Here is a 19,846-nt window from a genome sequence, read left to right as displayed (position 1 = left end):
GCACACGGGCCGTCATCGCCCACCGGTTGTACGACAGCAGAGGGATCAGGCGTCGACCAGGCGGCGGACCGCCGCGGGAAGTTCCCGGGTGCGACGGTACGGTCCCGCCACGGATGCCGCGAACGGGCGAGACAGCAGGGTGCGGGCGATCGCGGACACTTCCTCGGTGCTGACCGCGTCGATGCGGGCCAGCGTCTCGGAGACGCTGCGATGGTTGCCGTAGCTGAGCTCGCTGCGGCCGATGCGGTTCATCCGGGAGGCGGAGTCTTCCAAGCCGAGGACCAGTCCCCCGCGCAAAGAACCCTTGGCGCGGGCGCATTCGGCGTCGGTGATGCCGTGTTCGGCGACTTCCTCCAGCACGCCGCGCGCCAGAGACGCCACCTGGCCGAGGTTTTCGGGCTGGCAGCCGATGTAGACGGAGAACGCGCCGGTATCGGCGAAGGTGTCGACGCTCGAGTACACCGAGTACGCCAGACCGCGATCCTCCCGGATGCGCTGGAACAGACGGGAACTCAAGCCGCCGCCCACGACGGTGTTGAGCACCGACAGCGGCCAGCGCCGCTCGCCCTCGTGCCGGCCGAAGGCCCGCACACCGAAGGTGAGGTGGGCCTGTTCGCTGTCGCGGTGGCTCCAGTGCAGTTCCGGCTTGCCGGTGGGACGGAACCGGCCTTCGCGCCGGGGTGCCGGCACCGCCGACGGGTCCAGCCGGTGCTCGAAGGCCCGATGCACCAGCTCCACGGTGTGCTCGTGCTCGACATTGCCCGCGACCGCGATGACCATCCGATCCGGGCGATACCGCCGCAGATGGAACGATCGCAGCTGCGCGGCCTGCATCCCCTCGATCGATTCGATGGAACCGATCACCGGGCGTCCGATCGGGTGATCGCCGAACAACGCGGTGAGGAACGCGTCGCCGACCATGTCCTCGGGGTCGTCGTCACGCATGGCGATTTCCTCGAGCACCACCTGGCGTTCCAGGTCGACATCAGCGGACCGGCACAGTCCGTTCAGCACCACGTCGGAGACCAGGTCGACCGCCAGCGGCAGATCCTCATCGATGACATGGGCGTAATAGCAGGTCTGTTCCTTGGCGGTGAACGCGTTGAGCTCGCCGCCCACCCCGTCCATGGCCTGCGCGATATCCAGCGCCGAACGCGTCGGAGTCGCCTTGAACAGCAGGTGCTCGAGGAAATGCGCGGCCCCGGCCACGGTCGGGCCTTCGTCACGCGAACCGACGCCGACCCACACACCGATCGACGCCGAACGCACACCGGGCAGATGCTCGGTGACCACGCGTAGCCCGCCGGGCAGCACGGTGCGCCGCACACCGGAATCAACCGAATGCGAGAGGGATTCGTCGGTTCTCAGGAGTGACGAGCCCCCCTGCTCGCTGGGGAGCAGGGGGGCCGTCTTCTTCTTCGTCACAGAGACAAGTACTACTCGGTCGCGGCCGAAGCATCAACGGCGTCGTCCGCGGCCGGCTCCTCGGTGGTCTCCTCGACGGGGACCAGCGAGATCTTGCCGCGGTTGTCGATGTCGGCGATCTCCACGCGCAGCTTGTCGCCGACGTTCACCACGTCCTCGACCTTGGCGACGCGCTTGCCGTTGCCCAGCTTGGAGATGTGCACCAGGCCGTCGCGGCCGGGCAGCAGCGAGACGAACGCGCCGAAGGCGGTGGTCTTGACGACCGTGCCCAGGAAGCGCTCGCCGACCTTCGGCAGCTGCGGGTTCGCGATGGCGTTGATCTGGTCGATCGCCGCCTGCGCCGCGGGGCCGGTGGTCGCACCGACGTAGACCGTGCCGTCATCCTCGATGGAGATGTTGGCGCCGGTCTCCTCGGTGATCTGGTTGATCACCTTGCCCTTGGGCCCGATCACCTCGCCGATCTTGTCGACCGGGATCTTGATCGCGGTGACGCGCGGCGCGTACGGGCTCATCTCGTCCGGGCTGGTGATGGCCTCGGCCATCACGTCCAGGATGGTGGTGCGGGCGTCGTGCGCCTGGCTCAACGCACCGGCCAGCACCTTGGAGGGGATGCCGTCCAGCTTGGTGTCCAGCTGCAGCGCGGTGACGAACTCGCGGGTGCCGGCGACCTTGAAGTCCATGTCGCCGAAAGCATCCTCGGCGCCGAGGATGTCGGTCAGGGCGACGTAGCGGACTTCGTCTTCACCCTTGTCGTTCTTGATGGTGTCCGAGACCAGGCCCATGGCGATACCGGCGACGGGGGCCTTCAGCGGCACACCGGCGTTCAGCAGCGACAGGGTCGAGGCGCAGACCGAGCCCATCGAGGTGGAACCGTTGGAGGACAACGCTTCCGAGACCTGACGGATGGCGTACGGGAACTCTTCCTGGCTGGGCAGCACGGGGAGCAGCGCCCGCTCGGCCAGCGCGCCGTGGCCGATCTCGCGGCGCTTGGGCGAACCCACGCGGCCGGTCTCACCGGTGGAGTACGGCGGGAAGTTGTAGTGATGCATGTAGCGCTTGGAGGTTTCCGGGCCGAGCGAGTCGACCTGCTGCGCCATCTTCACCATGTCCAGGGTGGTGACGCCCATGATCTGGGTCTCGCCACGCTCGAACAGCGCCGAACCGTGCGCCCGCGGCACCACGGCGACCTCGGCGGACAGGGCGCGGATATCCGCGAGCCCACGGCCGTCGATGCGGAACCCGTCGGTCAGGATGCGCTGGCGGACCAGCTTCTTGGTGACGGAGCGGAAGGCCGCGCCCAGTTCCTTCTCGCGACCGGCGAAGTCCTCGCCGAGCCGGCCGAGCACGTCCAGCTTGATCTCGTCGATCTTCGCCTCGCGGGTCTGCTTGTCGGCGATGCTCATGGCTTCGTTCAGCTCACGCTTCGCGGTGCCCTCGACGGCCTCGAACACATCGGCCTCGTACGGCGGGAACAGCGGGAACTCACCGGTCGGCTTGGCGGCCAGCTCGGCGAGATCGGACTGCGCGCGGCACAGCCGGGCGATGAACGGCTTGGCGGCCTCCAGGCCCTCGGCCACGACGGCCTCGGTCGGCGCCTGCGCGCCGCCGTCGATCAGCTCGATCACCTTGTCGGTGGCTTCGGCCTCGACCATCATGATCGCGACGTCGCCGGATTCGACCACGCGGCCCGCGACGACCATGTCGAACACGGCGCCCTCGAGCTGTTCCACGGTCGGGAACGCGACCCACTGGCCTTCGATCAGGGCGACGCGCACGCCACCGACCGGACCGGAGAACGGCAGGCCCGCGATCTGGGTGGACGCGGAAGCGGCGTTGATCGCCACGACGTCGTAGAGATCCTTCGGATCCAGCGACAGCACGGTGACCACGACCTGGATCTCGTTGCGCAGGCCGTCGACGAACGACGGGCGCAGCGGACGGTCGATCAGGCGGCAGGTCAGGATGGCGTCGGTGGAGGGGCGGCCCTCGCGACGGAAGAACGAGCCCGGGATGCGACCCGCGGCGTACATGCGCTCTTCGACGTCGACCGTCAGCGGGAAGAAGTCGAACTGCTCTTTGGGGGACTTGCCCGCGGTGGTCGCGGACATCAGCATGGTCTCGTCGTCCAGGTAGGCCACGACGGAGCCGGCGGCCTGCCGGGCCAGCCGGCCGGTCTCGAAGCGGATGGTGCGGGTGCCGTAGCTGCCGTTGTCGATCAGCGCGACGGATTCGAACACACCGGGCTCGACCTCGACGGCCGAGGACTTGCGTTCAGTTGTTTCGGTCATTCTCTTCTCTCAACCTCTCGTCTTCGCCGGATCCCTCGCCTCGCTCTCAATGGCAGAACACAGGCGCGATCCGGCTATTCGTCAGCCGTACCTGGCACGGACGCGCGGCAACCATCCTGGCTGCGACGCGCAGACCCGGCCGGTTTCCCCTTGGAAACGGCGACGCGGAGGCGGTCATCGATCGAAGCCCGTCGGCCCGGTGCGTCGAACACCGACCGAGAGGCCACTACCGAAGACCGACGCCACGCGGGCGGGTGCTTACGGCTGTGCAGTGTTGTGCGCCGGGGAGGTGTTCACCCCTGCAACGCAAATAGCCAACGGGGAGATTGTACGTCTCCCCGTTGGCTGTTTTACCGACGACCTATGGAAGCCAGTGTGTCGGGCGTGCTCAGCGACGCAGGCCGAGACGCTCGATCAGCGAACGGTACCGCTCGATGTCCTTGGCCTGCAGGTACTTCGACAGGCGACGACGACGACCGATCAGGGCCAGCAGGCCGTGGCGGGTGTGGTGGTCGTGCTTGTGCTGCTTGAGGTGCTCGGTCAGGTCCGAGATCCGCTTCGACAGCAGGGCGATCTGCGCCTCCGGGGAACCGGTGTCCTTCTCGTGCAGGCCGTATTCCTTGAGGATGGCGGTCTTCTGCTCGGTGGTCAGAGCCATGCGGCGTCCACTCCTATTTTTCAGTTCCGCGCTCGGATGCCCGGGTCTTGCGAAAGCGCCACCCGGAATGGGCGCCACCGCGGACCGCAGCAAACCCGAGGATCTACCTTACCGGAGGTGGTTCCCGGGAGCCGAATCGGGTCTATTCGACGGCCGTGAGAACCTTGCGGGCATTCTCCACGTCACGATTCATCGCTTCGAGCAACTCCTCGAGGGAGTCGAACTTGCGCATACCGCGCAGGTGCTCGACGAAATCCAGGGCGACGCGCCGCCCGTAGAGGTCGGCCTCACCGTCGAGCACGAAGGCTTCCACGGTGCGCGCGACCCCGTCGAACTGCGGGTTGGTGCCGACCGAGATCGCGGCCATCGCCTGCTCGCCCGGTTCGGCCGGGCCGATGGCCGGGCCGTCGGGGTCGAGCACCGTGAACCACCCCGCGTACACCCCGTCGGCGGGGATGGCGGCATACGGTGTCGGCGCGAGATTCGCGGTGGGGAAACCGAGATCCTTACCGCGGCCCTCACCGTGCACCACTTCACCCTCGATCCGGTGCGGCCGGCCCAGCGCCTCCGCGGCGGCGGCCATATCCCCTGCTTCGACGCAGGCGCGGATATAGGTAGAGGAGAAGGTAACCGCGTGTTCCCCGACCAGCTTGACGCCGTCGACCTCGAAGCCGAACCGCTCGCCCAGGCCGCGCATGGTGTCGACGGTGCCCGCGGCCTTCTTGCCGAAGGTGAAGTTGTCGCCGACCACGACCTCGGCCACGTGCAAGCGGTCGACCAGCAGGTCGTGCACGTAGGCCTCGGGGGTGAGCTGCATGAATTCGGTGGTGAACGGCATGACACAGAAGACGTCGACGCCGAGTTCCTCGGCCAGTTCGGCGCGGCGCGGCAGCGTGGTCAGCTGCGCCGGATGTGAACCCGGCCGCACCACCTCCATGGGGTGCGGATCGAAGGTCATCAACACCGCCGGGACACCACGCGCGGCCGCGGACTTCACAGCGCGACTGATCAACTGGGCATGGCCGCGATGTACGCCGTCGAACACGCCGATCGTGAGTACGCAGCGACCCCAGTCCGCGGGCACCTCGTCGAGACTTCGCCATCTCTGCACGGTTGCAGCGTACGCAAATGGCGTCACGAACAGTATTCCGGCGTCCCACAAGTCACACGACGTTATCCACTTGGTGAACAGGCGTTCGTGTCTCTCGCCGAGATGTGTGTATCGGCGAAGGAGTGCATAAGCTCAGGTACGTGCCCGGTAAACGAGACATCGCCACCCGACGCGAGCAGGCCCTGACGCCCGCCGACGACGCCACCTCCGGTGACACCGCGACGATTGCCCCGGAACTGACCTCGGTCGCCCAGGACTACTTGAAGGTGATCTGGACCGCGCAGGAGTGGTCCCAGGAGAAGGTGTCGACCAAACTGCTCGCCGAGCGCATCGGAGTGTCCGCGTCCACCGTCTCCGAAGCCGTGCGCAAACTCGCCGATCAGGGCTTGGTCGAGCACGCCCGCTACGGTTCGATCACCTTGACCGAGCACGGGCGCCGCGCCGCGGTCGCCATGGTGCGCCGGCATCGGTTGATCGAGACGTTCCTGGTCAACGAGCTAGGGTACGGCTGGGACGAGGTACACGACGAAGCCGAGGTGCTCGAGCACGCGGTCTCGGAGCTGCTGATGGCGCGGATCGACGCGAAACTCGGCTATCCCGACCGGGATCCGCACGGCGACCCGATCCCGTCGGTCGACGGTGCCGTGCCGACCCCGCCCGCCCGGCAGCTCAGCGACTTCGCGGCGGGCGAAACCGGACGGGTCGCCAGGATTTCCGACTCCGACCCGGACATGCTGCGTTACTTCGATTCCGTCGGCATCGCCTTGGACACCGCGATCACCGTCGTGGAACGCCGCGACTTCGCCGGCACCATCGCCCTGCGCCTGGGCTCCGCGGAAACTCCCATCGACCTGGGCCGTCCCGCCGCCGAAGCCATCTGGCTCACCGCTTAGGCGAGGACCGATCAGCAGTTGCCGAAGTGCGGCTGGAGGCGTTGGGGAACGCCCGTTGTGACGGCTCGGGACCAGCATTCGTCGTGTGGGAAGCGCACGTAGGTGGTCCAGCTGTGGCCGTTGTACTGAATGATGCGAGCGGTGTCGCCAGGGGTGTTCCAACTGATGAGCGCCCAGCTGCCGGAGCAATCCATGATCTGCAGCAGCGACGGATTCTCTTGTCCCGGATACAGTTCGCCCTGTCTCATCAGATCGCCGACGATGGCATTCGCGGTGCACGCCCGGCTCGTGCAGGCATGGAAGTAGTCCCGCAGACGTTCCGGCACGCCATCGGCGGCCGCGTCGCTCCAGCAGTCGAAGTGCGGAAAGATGACGTAGGTGCTCCAGCGCTCACCGACGCGACGGACGACGCGCTGGGTGTCACCCGGCGTGTTCCAGCTGATCACGCCCCACGCGTCCGCGCAGTCGCGGACCGTGGCCCGGGTCCAATCCTCTTGTTCCGCATAGAGTCGCCCCTCCGCAGCGAGGTCGGACACGATCGACTGGGCGGAGCACTGTCCGGCCGGGTCCTCGAAGCGGAAGGCGCCCTCGACTGTCGAATCGGGCCGGCTGAGGAACAGATGGTGGTAGCCCTCCGGCACGGGGGTGCTGCCCGCGGGCGGCTCGCCCATCCCCATCCGATAGCAGCCCACCGGGACGGTGAAGATCGCGCGCCCCGCGGCATCGGTGGTGGCGTCCCACCGGCGCACCTCCTGGCCGTCGTCGGGGATGTCGCCGTTCGCGGGATCACAGGGTTGGATGAGCCGCAGGGAGACCGGAACGTGCGGCACCGGCTGGTTCGACAACGTCCGGGTGACGATCATCGCGACGCCTGTAGCAAGTTGTGGCGGACCAGGTTTCGGGTCCGATGGCGGAGTGTCGGTCACGCCGGTATCCGTCGATCCCGATCGGATCGGGGTGGCGGGAGCCGATCTCGTCGGCTCCGGCATCCGACTGGTGGGCTCGGAATTGCTTCCGCAGCCCACAGTCAGCACCGTCAACGTAGCGAGAACCACCGTCTTCCGGACGAGTCCATGCCTCATGATCGCCACGGCCTTTCGCTCGAATCCTGCGGATGCCCGAGCTGATGGGCGCGCCGATCGGGCCCGCCACAGGGCACCCGACCGCGGCCCACTATTGGGCCGACACCTCAAAGGTGCGCTCGCGACCTAGGAATTTCCCCCAGGATTACTTGAGCCGGGCCGCCGCCCTCGCATAGCCGCGCGGACTTCGCCGGATCAGGTTCAGCGGCAGAGGAATTCGAGCAGGGAGCGGAATTCCGGAGGCGAGAGGAAGCCGTCGCCGTCGGCGTCGGCGGCATCGAGCAGGACGTCGGCGGGGCCGTCGATCATGCCTTGGCCGACCTGGCGGATGAGCTGTTCGAGTTCTTCGACGGAGATCTTGCCGTCCTGGTTGACGTCGAAGACCTGGAAGGCCGCGTCGGCGTCGGTGACCTCGATCTTGCCCGCGACCAGGGCGGCGTCGAATTCGGCTCGGGAGACCAGGAAGTCGCCGTTGGTGTCGGCGGCGGCGACCATGCGCTCGACCGACGCGTCGTCGACCTCGATGCCCTGGGCGCGGATGCCGATGATGATGTCCTCGACGGATACCTGACCGTCGCCGTCGCGGTCCCACAGATCGAACGAATCCGGATGTGCACTCATCGCATTACCCCTCGTCGGCACGGCCGCCGGTCGCCGCGGCGGACGCCAGCCACTGTACGTGCGCGGACCGGCTTTGGACTTCGGTCGGAGAAACTTCCGAGTTCGACTGGAACGGAATGATTTATTCCGCTAGACTTCGAGTATCGCTACTGCATCACCGGAGGCCACCATGACCAGCAAACTCGACATCCACGAAGGCCAGTTCCCCAATGGGCTGACCTACCTGAGCTTCGGCAGCGGATCGCCGCTCATCGCACTCCCCGGCTCCACGGCCGAGAACGGGAATCTCCGCGGCAGCGCCCGGAAGTTCATGGTGAAGCCGTTTCTCGCCCTGGGCGAGCGGCACACGGTGTATGTGGTGAACCGGCGCCCCGGCCTCGCGGCGGGCACCACCATGTCCGACATCACGACGGATCTGGCCGAGGCGCTCCAGGGCGAATTCGGCGAGCCGGTCGACGCGCTCGGCTACTCCACCGGCGGGTCGGTGGCCCAGCACCTGGCGCTGGAGCACCCGGAAATCGTTCGCCGCCTTGTGGTTACCAGTTCCGCCTACACGTTGAGCCCGAGCGGGCGGGCCGCCATGCGCCGGTTCGCGGAACTGGCCGCGGCCGGGAAGCGGCCCGCCACCGCGTGGGCGTCGATCGCCAGCACGTCCCGGCTCGGACAGCGGCTGATGGCCGGGCTGCTGTGGCTGCTGGACCCGATGATGCGCCCGGCCGACGGCGACTACACCGATGCCATTCGAGTCATCGACGCCGAGGACGAGTGGGATATCCGGGAGCGGCTCGCCGAAATCAAGGCACCCACCATGGTTGTCGGCGGCGACAAAGACCTCGCCTACCCCGCGCAGATGTTCCGCGACACCGCGGACGGCATCCCCGGGGCAACCCTGAAGTTGTACGAGGGCCGCGATCACAACTCCGCGATCGCGGACAGCCGGTTCCCCGACGACGTGGCAGGATTCCTGCGCGGCTGAGCGCCGGTCCGCTCAGCCGGTCGTGCGTCGATTCCTAGGCGAGGGAGCGGGACCGATTGGGAGCCAACGATTCCCGCTCTTCCCGCACTCGCTTCTCGTCCGCGTCGGCCAGCCGGTAGAACAGCGGCGGGAGCACGAATTCGATGACGGTGAGCACGATTTGGAACCAGTGCGGCCAGCCGTGCACGGCCAGCGAGACCACCCGGGCGAACGCGCCGAGCAGGAAGATGCCCGCGAGCCAGCGGATAGCGGGCGCGGGAATCGGGGACCGACGGGCGGCCCAGATCCAGGCGGCGCCGTATCCGGCGAAGATCGCGCCGAAGAAGCGACTCTGGCTGTCGGCGGTGACGCCCGCGTCGGCCATCTCCGGCACCGAGGCGTTGCCGAGGGCGATATGGGCGAATCCGATCGCGACGCAGGCGATGCCCATGGTCAGAGCCAAGATTTTGAGCAGCTTCGGCATGGCGTTCCTCCTGTTGGCGGCGAATCACCCGAGCGGCGAATTCCTTAGTAGACGCGCATCTACTAAGGGCAGCGTACGACCGGTAGTAGACGCACGTCAACTAAGATTCGCGGAGTGAGTACTCGCCGCCGCCTCGCCCCCGACGAACGCCGCCGCCTCCTGGTGGAAGCGGGCGAGCGGCTGTTCGCCGAGCGCCCCTACGACGAGGTGCTGATGGAGGACGTCGCCGCCGCGGCGGGCATCTCGCGTGCCCTGCTGTACCGGCACTTCGCCAGCAAGCGCGAACTTTTCGTCGCCGTATACCAGCGAGCGGCCGAACAGCTCCTGGTGGTCACCGAACTGGACCCCGCGCAGCCACTGCTCGAACAGCTGGTGGCCGGATTGGACGCCCACCTGGACTACTTCGAGGCCAACGCGCACGCGGTGCTGGCCGCCAACAAGGTCCTCGCCACCGACCCGATGGTGCAGTCGATCATCACCGGCGAACTGGACGAACTGCGCCGGCGACTGCTCGATGTCATCGGCGTGCAAGGCAGCGCACGCACTATCACGTCGTCGGTGCTGCGGAGCTGGCTGACCTTCTTCCGGGTACTGACCGTCGACTGGCTGGAGAACCACACGATGAGCCGTAAACAGTTGCGCGACATCGGCGTCGGCGCGCTGCTGGGCGCACTCGGCACGATCCTGCCCGCCGAGCCGGGTCGCGCGCCGGGATCAGAGATTGGACGGGCGGACGACCATGACCGAGGCGGCGCGCCTGCCACTTTCCTGGAGTAGGGCGATGGCCTGACCGGAGGGATCGATGGCGGCGTAGACACCGGGGATGCCGATCGGATCGAGCCAGCGGCCGTTGCGGAGGTCGTGTGCCTGCGATTCGTCGATGTCGCGATGCGGGAAAGCGGTTCGAACGGCCGCGTCCATATCGAGGCTCAGCAAGGACGCCTCGGGATCGGCTTCCGCGGCGGCCGCCAACGCGCCCAGGGTGCGCGCGTTTTCGAGGGTGAACGGGCCGACCCTGGTGCGGCGCAACGCGGTCAGGTGGCCGCCGACGCCGAGTGCGGCACCGAGGTCCCGGGCCAGCGCGCGAATATAGGTGCCGGAGGAACACTCGACCTCGACGTCCAGGTCGACGAACTCGCCGTCCGGAACGTCGTGCCGGGCAAGGACATCGAAACGGGAGACGGTGACCGGACGAGCAGCCAACCGCACATCCTCGCCCGCGCGGGCACGGGCGTAGGCGCGCTCGCCGTCGACCTTGATGGCGCTGACCGTGGCCGGAACCTGCTCGATGGCGCCGGTCAAAGCCTTTACCCGCGTAGCTATTTCGTCGTCGCGCACGTGCAGCGCCGGAGTGGTCGCCAGCACTTCGCCTTCGGCGTCGTCGGTGTCGGTGGACCGGCCGAGACGGATGGTGGCGGTATACGCCTTGGTGGTCAGCGTGAGCAGGCCGAGCAGCTTCGTGGCCCGTTCCACCCCGAGCACCAGCACGCCGGTGGCCATCGGGTCGAGAGTGCCCGCGTGCCCGACCTTCTTCGTACGCAGCAGCCTTCGGCTCTTGGCGACGACATCGTGGCTGGTCCAGCCGCCGTCCTTGTCGACGATCAGCAGGCCGCCGAGTGCGGGTGCGGCGGCCATCAGCCGTGCACGATCGCGGTCAGGATGCGGCCGTCGGCGATCACCCAGCGGCCGTCGAACGAGATCAGCGGCGCGCCACCGTCATTGGCCTGGCCGGGGACCAGGATCGCGCTGTGGAACGTGCCGGCGCCCGCGCCGTCGGAGACGTCGTCGAGGGTGAAGGTGATGTGCGCGTCCTCGAAACCGAGCCAGCGCGCCGTCAGCGGAAACCACGCCTTGTAGGTGGCCTCCTTCGCGCAGAACAGCAAGCGATCGAGGTGCAGACCGGTGGCGCTGTCGCGCAACCATTCCCGCTCCTGCGGCAGGCTCACCGAATCGAGGACACCCTCCGGCAGTTCGGCATGCGGTTCGGCGTCGATACCGACCGAGCGGAAGCGCAACCGATGCGCCAGCGCGGCCGCCCGATACCCCTCGGTGTGCGTCAGGCTGCCGACGATGCCGCGCGGCCACACCGGCGCGCCTCGCTCGCCCTTACCGATCGCCACCGGAGGCTCACCCAACTGCTCCAGCGCCAGGCGGGCACAGTGCCGAGCCCCGATGAAATCTCGCCGACGCTTCTCCACCGACTTCGCGATGAGATGCTCTTCCGCCGGATGCGCCTTCAGATCCGCCGGGTACTCCAGCAGTTCAGCGGACGCGACGCCACTGGGCAAAATGTTCTCGATCATCACCGACGAGCGTAGTCGAGTGGCCGTGCCCGACACCGCACGCCCACCCTCGGCTCACACGCCCCGGCGGCGATCGGCGCGCTCGCGCATGGCGGCGGCCGCCTCCTCCATTTCGGGGGTCAGTTCGAAGTGACCGCCGAATTTGTTCAGCGAGCCCGGCGGGTAGGTCGGCGTGGGCAGGATTTGCCGGAGCAGCGGATCGGGCAGGCCGCGGCGCTGCCATTCGCGCGGGTAGCCGAGGGAGACCTCCTCGAAGCGGACACCGTCGTAGTAGGAGGTGCGCGGGATGTGCAGATGGCCGTAGACCGAGCACACGACGTTGTAGGTGGTGTGCCAGTCGGCGGTGCGGTCGGTGCCGCACCAGAGCGCGAACTCCGGGTAGAACAGGACGTCGGTGGGCTGGCGGACCATCGGGAAATGGTTGATCATGACCAGCGGAGTGTCCGGTGGCAGCGCGTCCAGACGGCGTTTGGTCGCCTGTACCCGGGCATGACACCAGGCATCGCGGGTCAGATACGGGTCGGGCGAGAGCATGAACTCGTCGGTGGCGACGACATTGCGTTCGCGGGCGATGGCCAGGCCCTCGGCCTTGGTGGTTGCGCCCTTCGGCAGGAACGAATAGTCGTAGAGCAGAAACATCGGCACCAGCGTCACCGGCCCGCCGAACTCCTCCGCGCCCGCGCCCGCCCACACCGGGAACGGATCCTCGGGCGTCACCACATCCAGATCCCGGCAGATCGACACCAGATAGTCGTACCGGGCCGCACCATGCATTTGCACCGGATCCTTTGGCGTGGTCCACAATTCGTGGTTCCCCGGCACCCAGATCACCTTCGCGAACCGGCTCCGCAACAACTCCAGTGCCCACCGGATATCGTCGGTCTTCTCCCCCACATCCCCGGCAACGATCAGCCAATCCTCCGGCGAATCCGCCGTGATCTGCTCGACCACCGGCCGATTCCCCTGGTGCCCGACATGAATATCGCTCACCGCCATCAACTTGGGTATCACCACACCCACCTTGGCACACGCGCGCGAGACGAGCACGATCAGCTCCGGGAAACCCCGTGCCGATGTGGGGCTGAACAGGGCGTTAGCACGACCTGAGCGGTCCGGACCGGAGGACTACGCCGCGGGCGACTGCGCCCTCGGAGCCATAACCCCGCGCGATCAAGGACCGCAATGCAGCCGAGCCGTCGCCGCGAAACCGGAGGCGACGACGAGCGTCCCATTGGGCGCGCGCCGACAAGAAGCCACAGCAAGATGACACGGCGTAAGAGTCGGCTGGATCGGAACCCCGCCATCGATTTCGTAGCGAGTGTTGGTGACCTTCCACGAAACGGCCTGCGGGTCGGTCGGCGTGATCGGCGGCGCGTCAGGCCGCGATACCACCATGACCTCGGTGACTCCGGCAGGCCACTCGAAGGTCAACCGCCCATCGCGGAGAGCTAGATTGCCAACGGTGGGGATCCCACTCGGATTCGGTTCATCCGGAAGAGCATCGGCGTCCCGAACCGCGCCCCCAACCGAGTACTCAGCCTGACCCCCAGCCGCCGACTCGGTCCGGGACCCAGAACCCGCCCCGCCGCCACCGAACTCGTCTGAGAGTTCCGGCTCGCCATACCTCGACGGCCGGGACATGGAAATCGGCGGACCCGCCCCGGGATCGTTGGCCGGTTCAGCCTGATACGGCATCCGCGCGGACTGGTTCGCGTCGGCGGTGTGCGCAGCCGGAACGGGCTGACCAGGCCGGACCTCCGAAGCCGTTGGCATCGCCTCCATGGGCTCACTCGATGGCGCGGTGTCAGACGATCTCGATGATGGAGCTGTGAAGACCGGCTGATCAGGCCCGGACTCCGAAGTCGCAGCGCCACCGGATTCACTCGACGGGATGGTCCCAGACAGCCTCGACGGCCGGGACATGGAAATCGGCGGGGTCGACCCGGCACCATTGGCCGGTTCCGGTGAATTCGGTAGCGACTCAGGCTGGTTCGGGGTGGTATGCGTCGCCGGATGCGGCTGGGCTGTTTGGGGTGGTGAGGCTGGTTGGGTGGGGTCGAGGGCTTGGTTCGATGAGGTCGCGGGGGACATCGGCTGGGCCGCGGCGAGCGGCTGGCTCAGTGGCGGCGCGCTGGTGGGTGGGGCGTCGGAGCGGGTTGTGTCGGAGTAGCGGCCGGCGACGGTGGCGGCTACTCCGTAGACCGGGAGGCCGGTGGGTGGGGCGCCGCCGTCTTCGAGTTCGGTGGTGCGGGTGCGGCCGACGACGCGCCAGGAGCCGTCGGGTTGCAGGCGGGTGACTTTGTAGTCGGCGTCGGCGGTGGGTGAAGGGGTCCAGGTGATATGGACCGAGCCGTTGGGTAGGCGGGTGGCGTGGATGCTGCCGGGGGGTTCGATGGGGGTGGCGGCGAGGGCGGCGGCCGCGGCGGCGTGGTCGGCGCAGGCGGATTGGGCGGCGAGCAGGGTGCGGGTGCGGTCTTGGGCCGGGCCGGAGTCGGCTTCGGCGACCAGTCGATCCGCGGTGGCGACGGCTTCTCGGGCTTGGGTCAGCAGCTGATCGAGGGTGGTGCTCTGGCCGGTGGGCGGAGGGACGTCGGCGGCATTGCGCCGCAGGTATTCCAGGTGCTGGGTGGCGGCGACGAAGCGTTTCGCGGCGCAGGCGGCGGTGGCGTCGCGCCAGTGGGCGGCCGCTTCGGCGAGGACTCGTTCGACCTCGTCGGCGACCGGGCGGATGGGGGTGGCGCCGCCGTGCGCGCCCGCGTCGAGCTGTCTGGCCTCCGCGACGTGGCGCGCGGCCTCCTGCGGACGGCCCGCCCGTAGTGCGGCGCGCGCGGCCTTGAGCGGCTCTTCCCACTCGCGCGACGAGCCAGGACTCGCACTCCGATGCGGGGCCGAGCGCGCCGCGCGGGCGTTGACCGGGGGTCGCGTGTCCGATGCGTAGGGCGTTGCGGCCGGGGCGCTTTCGATGCGCGCCCCGAGCGCACCCGCGAGCTCGGCGAGCAAGCGGATCGCGTCAGGACGGGCGAGGCCAAGCTCGATCGCTTCTTCGAGCAGGAATTCGTAGTCTTCGCCGACCAGCTGGTCCTCCACCAGCACCGCGGCGCGGACCTTCGGACGCAGTTCGGCGGCAACGTCTTCGGTGATCGAGCGAACGTAGTCCTCGGCGACCGCGGGACCGGCCTCGAGCAGGTCGTGCACGTGCACCAGCAGTTCGTCGAGCACCACCCGGACCCGGCCGGGCGGCAGTTCGCGGGATCGGGCGCGCAGCGCGTCGGCGCGCAGCCGGATCTCGTTCGGGTGGGTTGCCTTGCTCGGCTCGACTTGCAGCAGCGCGAACAGCGTCGGTGTGGGCGGGCCGTCGAGTAGGCGCTCCCATTCGCTGAGGAGTTGGCGGATCTGTTTGCGCCGCTGGTCGGTGAGTACGCTCGGCGCGGCCTGATCCTCGATGACGCGATGGCGGCGCAGCCGGGCGGCGACCTCGGCGGCGGTGAGGCCGCCCATCGCGCCGATTTCCTCCAGTCCGGCGACCTTACCGGCGGGCACACCCCCGTAGCGCTGCACCAGCCGGGAGATGGCGGTGTCGAGCATTTCGAAACGTTCGGCGTCGCGCTGCTGTCGTTCGTTGCGGACCCGCAGCGCTTCGGCGCGACGAGAACCGCTGTGCAGCAGCAACTCCGAGCGGTGTTCGTGCCCATCGACCAGCAGCCCGACGAGCACTCGATATTTCGGATGGTCGCGCTGTTTCTGCCAGAAGCCCCACACCTCCGCGACTCGCGCGGAAACCTCGGCGTCGCTGAGCGTTTCGGCTTCGTCGAGCGGAATGTCGTAGAGCTCGAACGGATCCGAGAACTCAATCCCGCCGCGGCGTTCTACGTCGGCGAGGACGCGTTTGCGGTAGTCGTTGGGAACGAAGGCTTCCATGGCGGCTCAGCTCGCGCGACGGCGGGAACGCTGCACTTGGTCCAGCTCCCGCGCCACATCCGATTGGGACAGGGTGGCGCCGGTCTGCGCGGACAAGGTCAACGGCATATCGGCGTCGACGTGGTGGGCGGTGACGTGCAGGACGCCGTCGAACCCCATCTCGAAGGTGACGCGCACCTCGCTGCCCGCCGGATAGCCGGGCGGGATCCCCCGAATGCGGCCCTCCACCAGCACTTTCGTGTCCTCTGGCCGGACCGACGCGGCTTGGCCCTGCTGTTCGACGATGGTGAGTTCGATTTGATCCTGATCCTCGCGGATGGTGCCGAAGGATCTGCGCACCCGCACCGGTAGCGTTTGATTGCGGTGCACCAGCCAGGCGGCGGACAGCCCGTAATGCGTGTCCAGCGCCAGCACGCCGAAACCGCGGGAAACCACCGTGTCGACTTGGACTTCCAGCATCCGGCGGACCAGGCTCACCGGCTGGCCGAAGGACGCCGCGACCCGGGCTACGGCTTGGTCGAGGTCCGCCGGGGAGGCTTCGGTCAGGGGCGAACCGTCACGGAGCCGGCCGCGGGTGACCAGATCCGCGATGATCAACCGCTCCATCTCCAGCTTCTCACCGTAGAGCGCCGCGCCGCGGGCCACCGATAGATCGGGGTCGCGTAGCTCTCCGGTCAAACCGAGCTCGGCCTGCAGTTCCCGCGCCACCATCGGCATTCGCGAGGAACCACCGACCAGCAGCAGCCGGTCGACCGAGGCGACCCCGCGTTTACCCGCGGCGGCCAGGCAGTCCCTGGTGAGGTCGAGCGTGCGCCGCATGAGCGAGGAGGTCATCGATTCGACTTCCGCGCGGGTCAGCGAGATCACCGCGCGGGCGCCGTCGTGCGCGACCACCACATCGGTGCGCTCGACCTCGCTCAGCTCGCATTTGGCGCGTTCGGCGGCCAGCACCAGCATCTGCGAACCGGCCGAATCGTCCAGCGGGTCTTCGGCCTCCGGGTTGGCCGCGCAGAACTGCTGGGACAGATACAGCGCGATGCGCTCGTCCCAGTCGGCTCCGCCGAGCTGGTGATCACCCTCGACCGCGAGCACCGAGATGCGGCGGTCGGCCAACTCGATGACGGTGGCGTCGAAGGTACCGCCGCCGAGGTCGTAGACCAGAACCGTTTCCCGGGGGGCCGCGTCTTTGCTGAGTCCGGCGCCGATGTCGGTGCTGCCGTCGAGCCGGCCGAACCCGTAGGAGAGGGCGGCGGCAATGGGCTCGGACAGCACGCCCGCCACATCAAAGCCCGCGTAGTTGCCCGCCTGGATGGTGGCGCGGCGTTCCTCGTCGCCGAAGTAGGCGGGCACTGTGATCACCGCACGCTGCACCGGGCCGCCACCGCCGAACTCGGCGTCAGCGGCGAGGCTCTTCAGGATCAGTGCCGACACCGCGGGCGCGGACCAGCTTTCCCCGTGTGCGGTGAACCGCCAGTCGGCATCACCCATCCGCCGCTTCACCAGCGCGCACACGTGTTCCGGATCGAGCCGGGCCTGCCGCCGGGCGCCCTCCCCGACCAGATGATCGAACGCGGACGCGAACAGCACTACCGACGGCACCGTCGGCTCGCCGTTCATTCCAACCATGACTTCTGGACGACCGTCGGCGTCGATCCGCGCGATTGCCGAGTTCGTTGTGCCCAGGTCGATCCCGTAGACCCCCATGGCAGGCGATGGTAGCAGCCGAATCCGACACCGTCCCAGCAGGCGATCAGCCAATTCGACTGCCGCCCCGCCCCTTCCACGGCGATGCGGGTTATCGTGCGGATATGTCTGAATCAGTCGCGCAGCACGCCGAGGAATTCGACGGACCGACCGGACCGATCCGGCGCGCCCGCCCCGAACCGGAAGCGACCGCGGCGCAATCCGATCCCGTGCAGCAGACCCTCACTCGCCTGGTGGAGCAGGTCGGCGACCTCTCGCGGGTGATCGCCCGCCAGGCCGCCACCATCGAACGCCTCACCGACGACGCGAAAGCCCGCGCGCAGCAGGACCGCGCGGGTGCGGACCTACCCATGATCGTCGAACTGTTCGCCCTGCACAACGATGCCGCGGCATGCGCCTCGACCGCCGAATCCGACCGTGAGCGCGACGGTTTCGCCGCCATCGCCACCCGGGTGGAGCGACTGCTGGCGGGCCGTGGCGCGCTCCTGGTCGCGCCCCGGCCCGACGACGCCTTCGACCCCCGCACCATGGAAGCCAGCGCTGTCGCCCCGACCGCCGATCCGGCGGCGGACCGCACCGTCGACGCTGTGATCCAGCCGGGATTGTCGGTCGCCGATCGCTCGATCCGCCCGGCGAGCGTGGTCGTCCGCCGGCACCGCGACGCGGACTGAATCCGCTTCAGCTGGTCAGCGCACCTTTTCGTAGGGATGTTCCGGCCGTTCGATCGGCTGGTACTCGGCGACGGCGAGGGTCGGCGTGCGGTCCGGATCACGGTGGGCGCTGCCGGGTTCGATCCGGCCGCGGATCTCGAGCCAGGTGTCCTCGGCGAACTCCTCGGGAAGGCCCGCCAGGTGGACGCGGACGTAGCGCGCGTCGGCGACGCAGCAGGTGATGGCGACGCGGGCCAGGTCTATCCCCTCGGTGCGTTCGCCGCGCAGGACGAAACCGCGGATCAGCACGGTCCGCCCGTCCAGCGAATGCAGCGAGTCGAGGGTGGCGCGAGCGACCAGTTCGGAGATCGACAGCGCCGGAACGGGTTCCGCGGGCAGGGGCGGGAACGGCCAGGTCCGCGGTTGCTCACCAGGCGAATCCGGGACGACCCGCACCGGCGCGGTGGTCTCCGCTCCGCCCGCGCCGAGCGCGGGCGGAGCGATCAACAGCAGCGCCGCGACCGGGATCAGCAGCAGCCATTGGGACCGGCCGGTGCCGTGCTCGTGCCCGGGAGTCGCGCGCCCGCCCCAAATGTCGCGGCCGATGGCCACCAGCGCCAATGCCACGATGACCAGGCCGCTGATCAGCAGGAAAGGGAACAGTCCCGGTTTGACGTAGTTGAGGTAGGTGCCGTCGAGGGTGATCATCAGGACCGCCGCGCCGAGGAGTAGCAGCAGCAGGTTCTGCGCCTCGCGGGTCACCGGGCACCGCCGAGGAAGACGTACCCGGCGAGCGTGCCGCAGGTGACCGCGACGAGAAAGGTCAGCGGCGAGAAGCGCAGGGCGAAGAGGCGGCCGAAGCTGCCCGCCTGCATGGCGAACAGCTTCACGTCGACGGCCGGTCCGACCACCAGGAACACCAAGCGCGGCAGCAGCGGCAAGCTGGACATGCTCGCGGCGACGAAAGCGTCGGCTTCCGAGCACAGCGCGAGCACCACGGCGAGCACGGCCAGCACCAGGATCGCGATCAGCATCTGACCGGCGAGCCGCTCGTACCAGGACGGCGGCACCAGCACATGCAATGCCGCGGCCGCGGCCGCGCCCAGCACCAGAAATGCCGCGGCCTGCAGGAAGTCGTGCCGAGCGGCCTCGGAGAAAACCTCCCATCGAGTGCGGCCGGTCGCGCAGTGGTCGTGCCCGCCGCGCGGCAGCATCCAGCCCGGCTGTCCGATGCGCGACCAGATCAGCCCCATCACGATCGCGGTCGCCAGCGAACCGGCGAACCGCGCCCCCACCATCCCCGGCTCCCCCGGAAACGCGACCGCCGTCGCCACCAGCACCACCGGATTGATCGCGGGCGCGGACAGCAGAAACGCCAGCGCCACCGAACTGGGCGCACCCTGATCGATCAGGCGCCGGGCCACCGGGACGACCCCGCACTCGCATCCGGGCAACGCCATTCCCGCCAGGCCGGCCACCCCGATCGCGGCCGACTCGTTGCGCGGCAGCACCTTTCGCAACACCGCAGGCGAAACGAACGCCGCGATGCACCCGCTGACCAGCACGCCCAGCACGAGGAACGGAACCGCCTGCACGAACACCCCGACGAACACCGTCAGCGCCGTCTGCAACCGTGCCGTCGCCCCGACCGCCGATGCCAGCCACGTCTGCACCAGAGCTCCGAGCACCAGCAAGCCGACGAGCACATACGTCGAGGACACTCCGCCCCGCACCGGCTGTTTCTCGAGCATGCC

The 19,846-nt window shown here is 68.4% G+C and carries 18 protein-coding genes; 4 read left to right on the top strand and 14 right to left on the bottom strand.

The window, feature by feature from the left end:
- Positions 1-45: 45 nt before the first annotated feature.
- From BJ987_RS15860 to BJ987_RS15845, 4 genes are all read right to left on the bottom strand, one after another.
- The gene (locus tag BJ987_RS15860) at positions 46-1,368 is read right to left on the bottom strand and encodes a M16 family metallopeptidase (RefSeq protein WP_209898481.1); all 1,323 of its coding nucleotides are present in this window, start codon (positions 1,366-1,368) and stop codon (positions 46-48) included.
- 68 nt (positions 1,369-1,436) lie between these two features.
- Complete coding sequence (locus BJ987_RS15855) at positions 1,437-3,713, bottom strand: polyribonucleotide nucleotidyltransferase (protein WP_209890195.1); 2,277 nt, start codon at positions 3,711-3,713, stop codon at positions 1,437-1,439.
- Between the two features lie 388 nt (positions 3,714-4,101).
- Positions 4,102-4,371 carry a 30S ribosomal protein S15 gene (rpsO, locus tag BJ987_RS15850; RefSeq protein ID WP_209890193.1) on the bottom strand — a complete coding sequence of 90 codons (270 nt, stop codon included), beginning with the start codon at positions 4,369-4,371 and terminating at the stop codon, positions 4,102-4,104.
- Positions 4,372-4,513: 142 nt separating this feature from the next.
- Positions 4,514-5,482: a bifunctional riboflavin kinase/FAD synthetase gene (locus BJ987_RS15845; RefSeq protein ID WP_209890190.1), complete on the bottom strand. Its 969-nt coding sequence runs from the start codon at positions 5,480-5,482 to the stop codon at positions 4,514-4,516.
- A 182-nt stretch (positions 5,483-5,664) separates the two neighbouring features.
- Between BJ987_RS15845 and BJ987_RS15840 the strand changes: the two genes are divergently transcribed.
- Positions 5,665-6,375 (top strand): metal-dependent transcriptional regulator, encoded by a 711-nt coding sequence (locus tag BJ987_RS15840; RefSeq protein ID WP_209898478.1) that lies wholly within the window; start codon positions 5,665-5,667, stop codon positions 6,373-6,375.
- Positions 6,376-6,386: 11 nt separating this feature from the next.
- Here BJ987_RS15840 and BJ987_RS15835 read toward each other — a convergent pair whose 3' ends face one another.
- Both BJ987_RS15835 and BJ987_RS15830 read right to left on the bottom strand, forming a co-directional pair.
- The gene (locus BJ987_RS15835) at positions 6,387-7,238 is read right to left on the bottom strand and encodes a hypothetical protein (RefSeq protein WP_209890186.1); all 852 of its coding nucleotides are present in this window, start codon (positions 7,236-7,238) and stop codon (positions 6,387-6,389) included.
- A gap of 420 nt (positions 7,239-7,658) precedes the next feature.
- Positions 7,659-8,078 carry an EF-hand domain-containing protein gene (locus BJ987_RS15830; protein ID WP_209890183.1) on the bottom strand — a complete coding sequence of 140 codons (420 nt, stop codon included), beginning with the start codon at positions 8,076-8,078 and terminating at the stop codon, positions 7,659-7,661.
- Between the two features lie 169 nt (positions 8,079-8,247).
- Here BJ987_RS15830 and BJ987_RS15825 point away from each other — a divergent pair, with 169 nt between their 5' ends.
- Complete coding sequence (locus tag BJ987_RS15825) at positions 8,248-9,054, top strand: alpha/beta fold hydrolase (RefSeq protein WP_209890180.1); 807 nt, start codon at positions 8,248-8,250, stop codon at positions 9,052-9,054.
- Positions 9,055-9,088: 34 nt separating this feature from the next.
- Here the strand turns inward: BJ987_RS15825 and BJ987_RS15820 are convergent, their stop codons facing one another.
- On the bottom strand, positions 9,089-9,517 hold the full coding sequence (locus BJ987_RS15820) for a DUF4345 domain-containing protein (RefSeq protein ID WP_209890177.1): 429 nt from the start codon (positions 9,515-9,517) through the stop codon (positions 9,089-9,091).
- 114 nt (positions 9,518-9,631) lie between these two features.
- Between BJ987_RS15820 and BJ987_RS15815 the strand changes: the two genes are divergently transcribed.
- Positions 9,632-10,294: a TetR/AcrR family transcriptional regulator gene (locus BJ987_RS15815; RefSeq protein WP_209890174.1), complete on the top strand. Its 663-nt coding sequence runs from the start codon at positions 9,632-9,634 to the stop codon at positions 10,292-10,294.
- Here BJ987_RS15815 and truB read toward each other — a convergent pair.
- The 5 genes from truB to BJ987_RS15790 all read right to left on the bottom strand — a co-directional run bounded on the left by truB (position 10,232) and on the right by BJ987_RS15790 (position 17,442).
- On the bottom strand, positions 10,232-11,152 hold the full coding sequence (gene truB / locus BJ987_RS15810) for a tRNA pseudouridine(55) synthase TruB (protein WP_209890171.1): 921 nt from the start codon (positions 11,150-11,152) through the stop codon (positions 10,232-10,234). The genes BJ987_RS15815 and truB overlap by 63 nt on opposite strands.
- Positions 11,152-11,820 carry a 4'-phosphopantetheinyl transferase Npt gene (gene npt / locus BJ987_RS15805; protein ID WP_209890168.1) on the bottom strand — a complete coding sequence of 223 codons (669 nt, stop codon included), beginning with the start codon at positions 11,818-11,820 and terminating at the stop codon, positions 11,152-11,154. The genes truB and npt overlap by 1 nt, the downstream gene beginning before the upstream one ends.
- Positions 11,821-11,874: 54 nt before the next feature.
- Positions 11,875-12,816 carry a metallophosphoesterase family protein gene (locus BJ987_RS15800; RefSeq protein ID WP_245367068.1) on the bottom strand — a complete coding sequence of 314 codons (942 nt, stop codon included), beginning with the start codon at positions 12,814-12,816 and terminating at the stop codon, positions 11,875-11,877.
- Between the two features lie 174 nt (positions 12,817-12,990).
- Positions 12,991-15,738, bottom strand: coding sequence for a SaeA-related protein (locus tag BJ987_RS15795; protein WP_209890162.1), 2,748 nt, complete (start codon positions 15,736-15,738; stop codon positions 12,991-12,993).
- Positions 15,739-15,744: 6 nt separating this feature from the next.
- On the bottom strand, positions 15,745-17,442 hold the full coding sequence (locus BJ987_RS15790; RefSeq protein ID WP_209890159.1) for an Hsp70 family protein: 1,698 nt from the start codon (positions 17,440-17,442) through the stop codon (positions 15,745-15,747).
- 104 nt (positions 17,443-17,546) lie between these two features.
- On the opposite strand from BJ987_RS15790, the gene grpE reads away from it, so the two are divergent.
- Positions 17,547-18,113, top strand: coding sequence for a nucleotide exchange factor GrpE (gene grpE, locus BJ987_RS15785; RefSeq protein WP_209890156.1), 567 nt, complete (start codon positions 17,547-17,549; stop codon positions 18,111-18,113).
- Between the two features lie 15 nt (positions 18,114-18,128).
- Here the strand turns inward: grpE and BJ987_RS15780 are convergent, their stop codons facing one another.
- The gene (locus BJ987_RS15780; RefSeq protein ID WP_209890153.1) at positions 18,129-18,854 is read right to left on the bottom strand and encodes a TIGR03943 family putative permease subunit; all 726 of its coding nucleotides are present in this window, start codon (positions 18,852-18,854) and stop codon (positions 18,129-18,131) included.
- A complete protein-coding gene (locus tag BJ987_RS15775) occupies positions 18,851-19,843 on the bottom strand; it encodes a permease (RefSeq protein WP_209890150.1) in 993 nt (330 codons plus the stop codon). The genes BJ987_RS15780 and BJ987_RS15775 overlap by 4 nt, the downstream gene beginning before the upstream one ends.
- Between the last annotated feature and the right edge of the window lie 3 nt (positions 19,844-19,846).

This window comes from Nocardia goodfellowii (genome assembly GCF_017875645.1).
In the GTDB taxonomy this organism is placed as follows: Bacteria; Actinomycetota; Actinomycetes; order Mycobacteriales; family Mycobacteriaceae; genus Nocardia; species Nocardia goodfellowii.
This window is presented reverse-complemented; position numbering and strand designations above follow the sequence as displayed.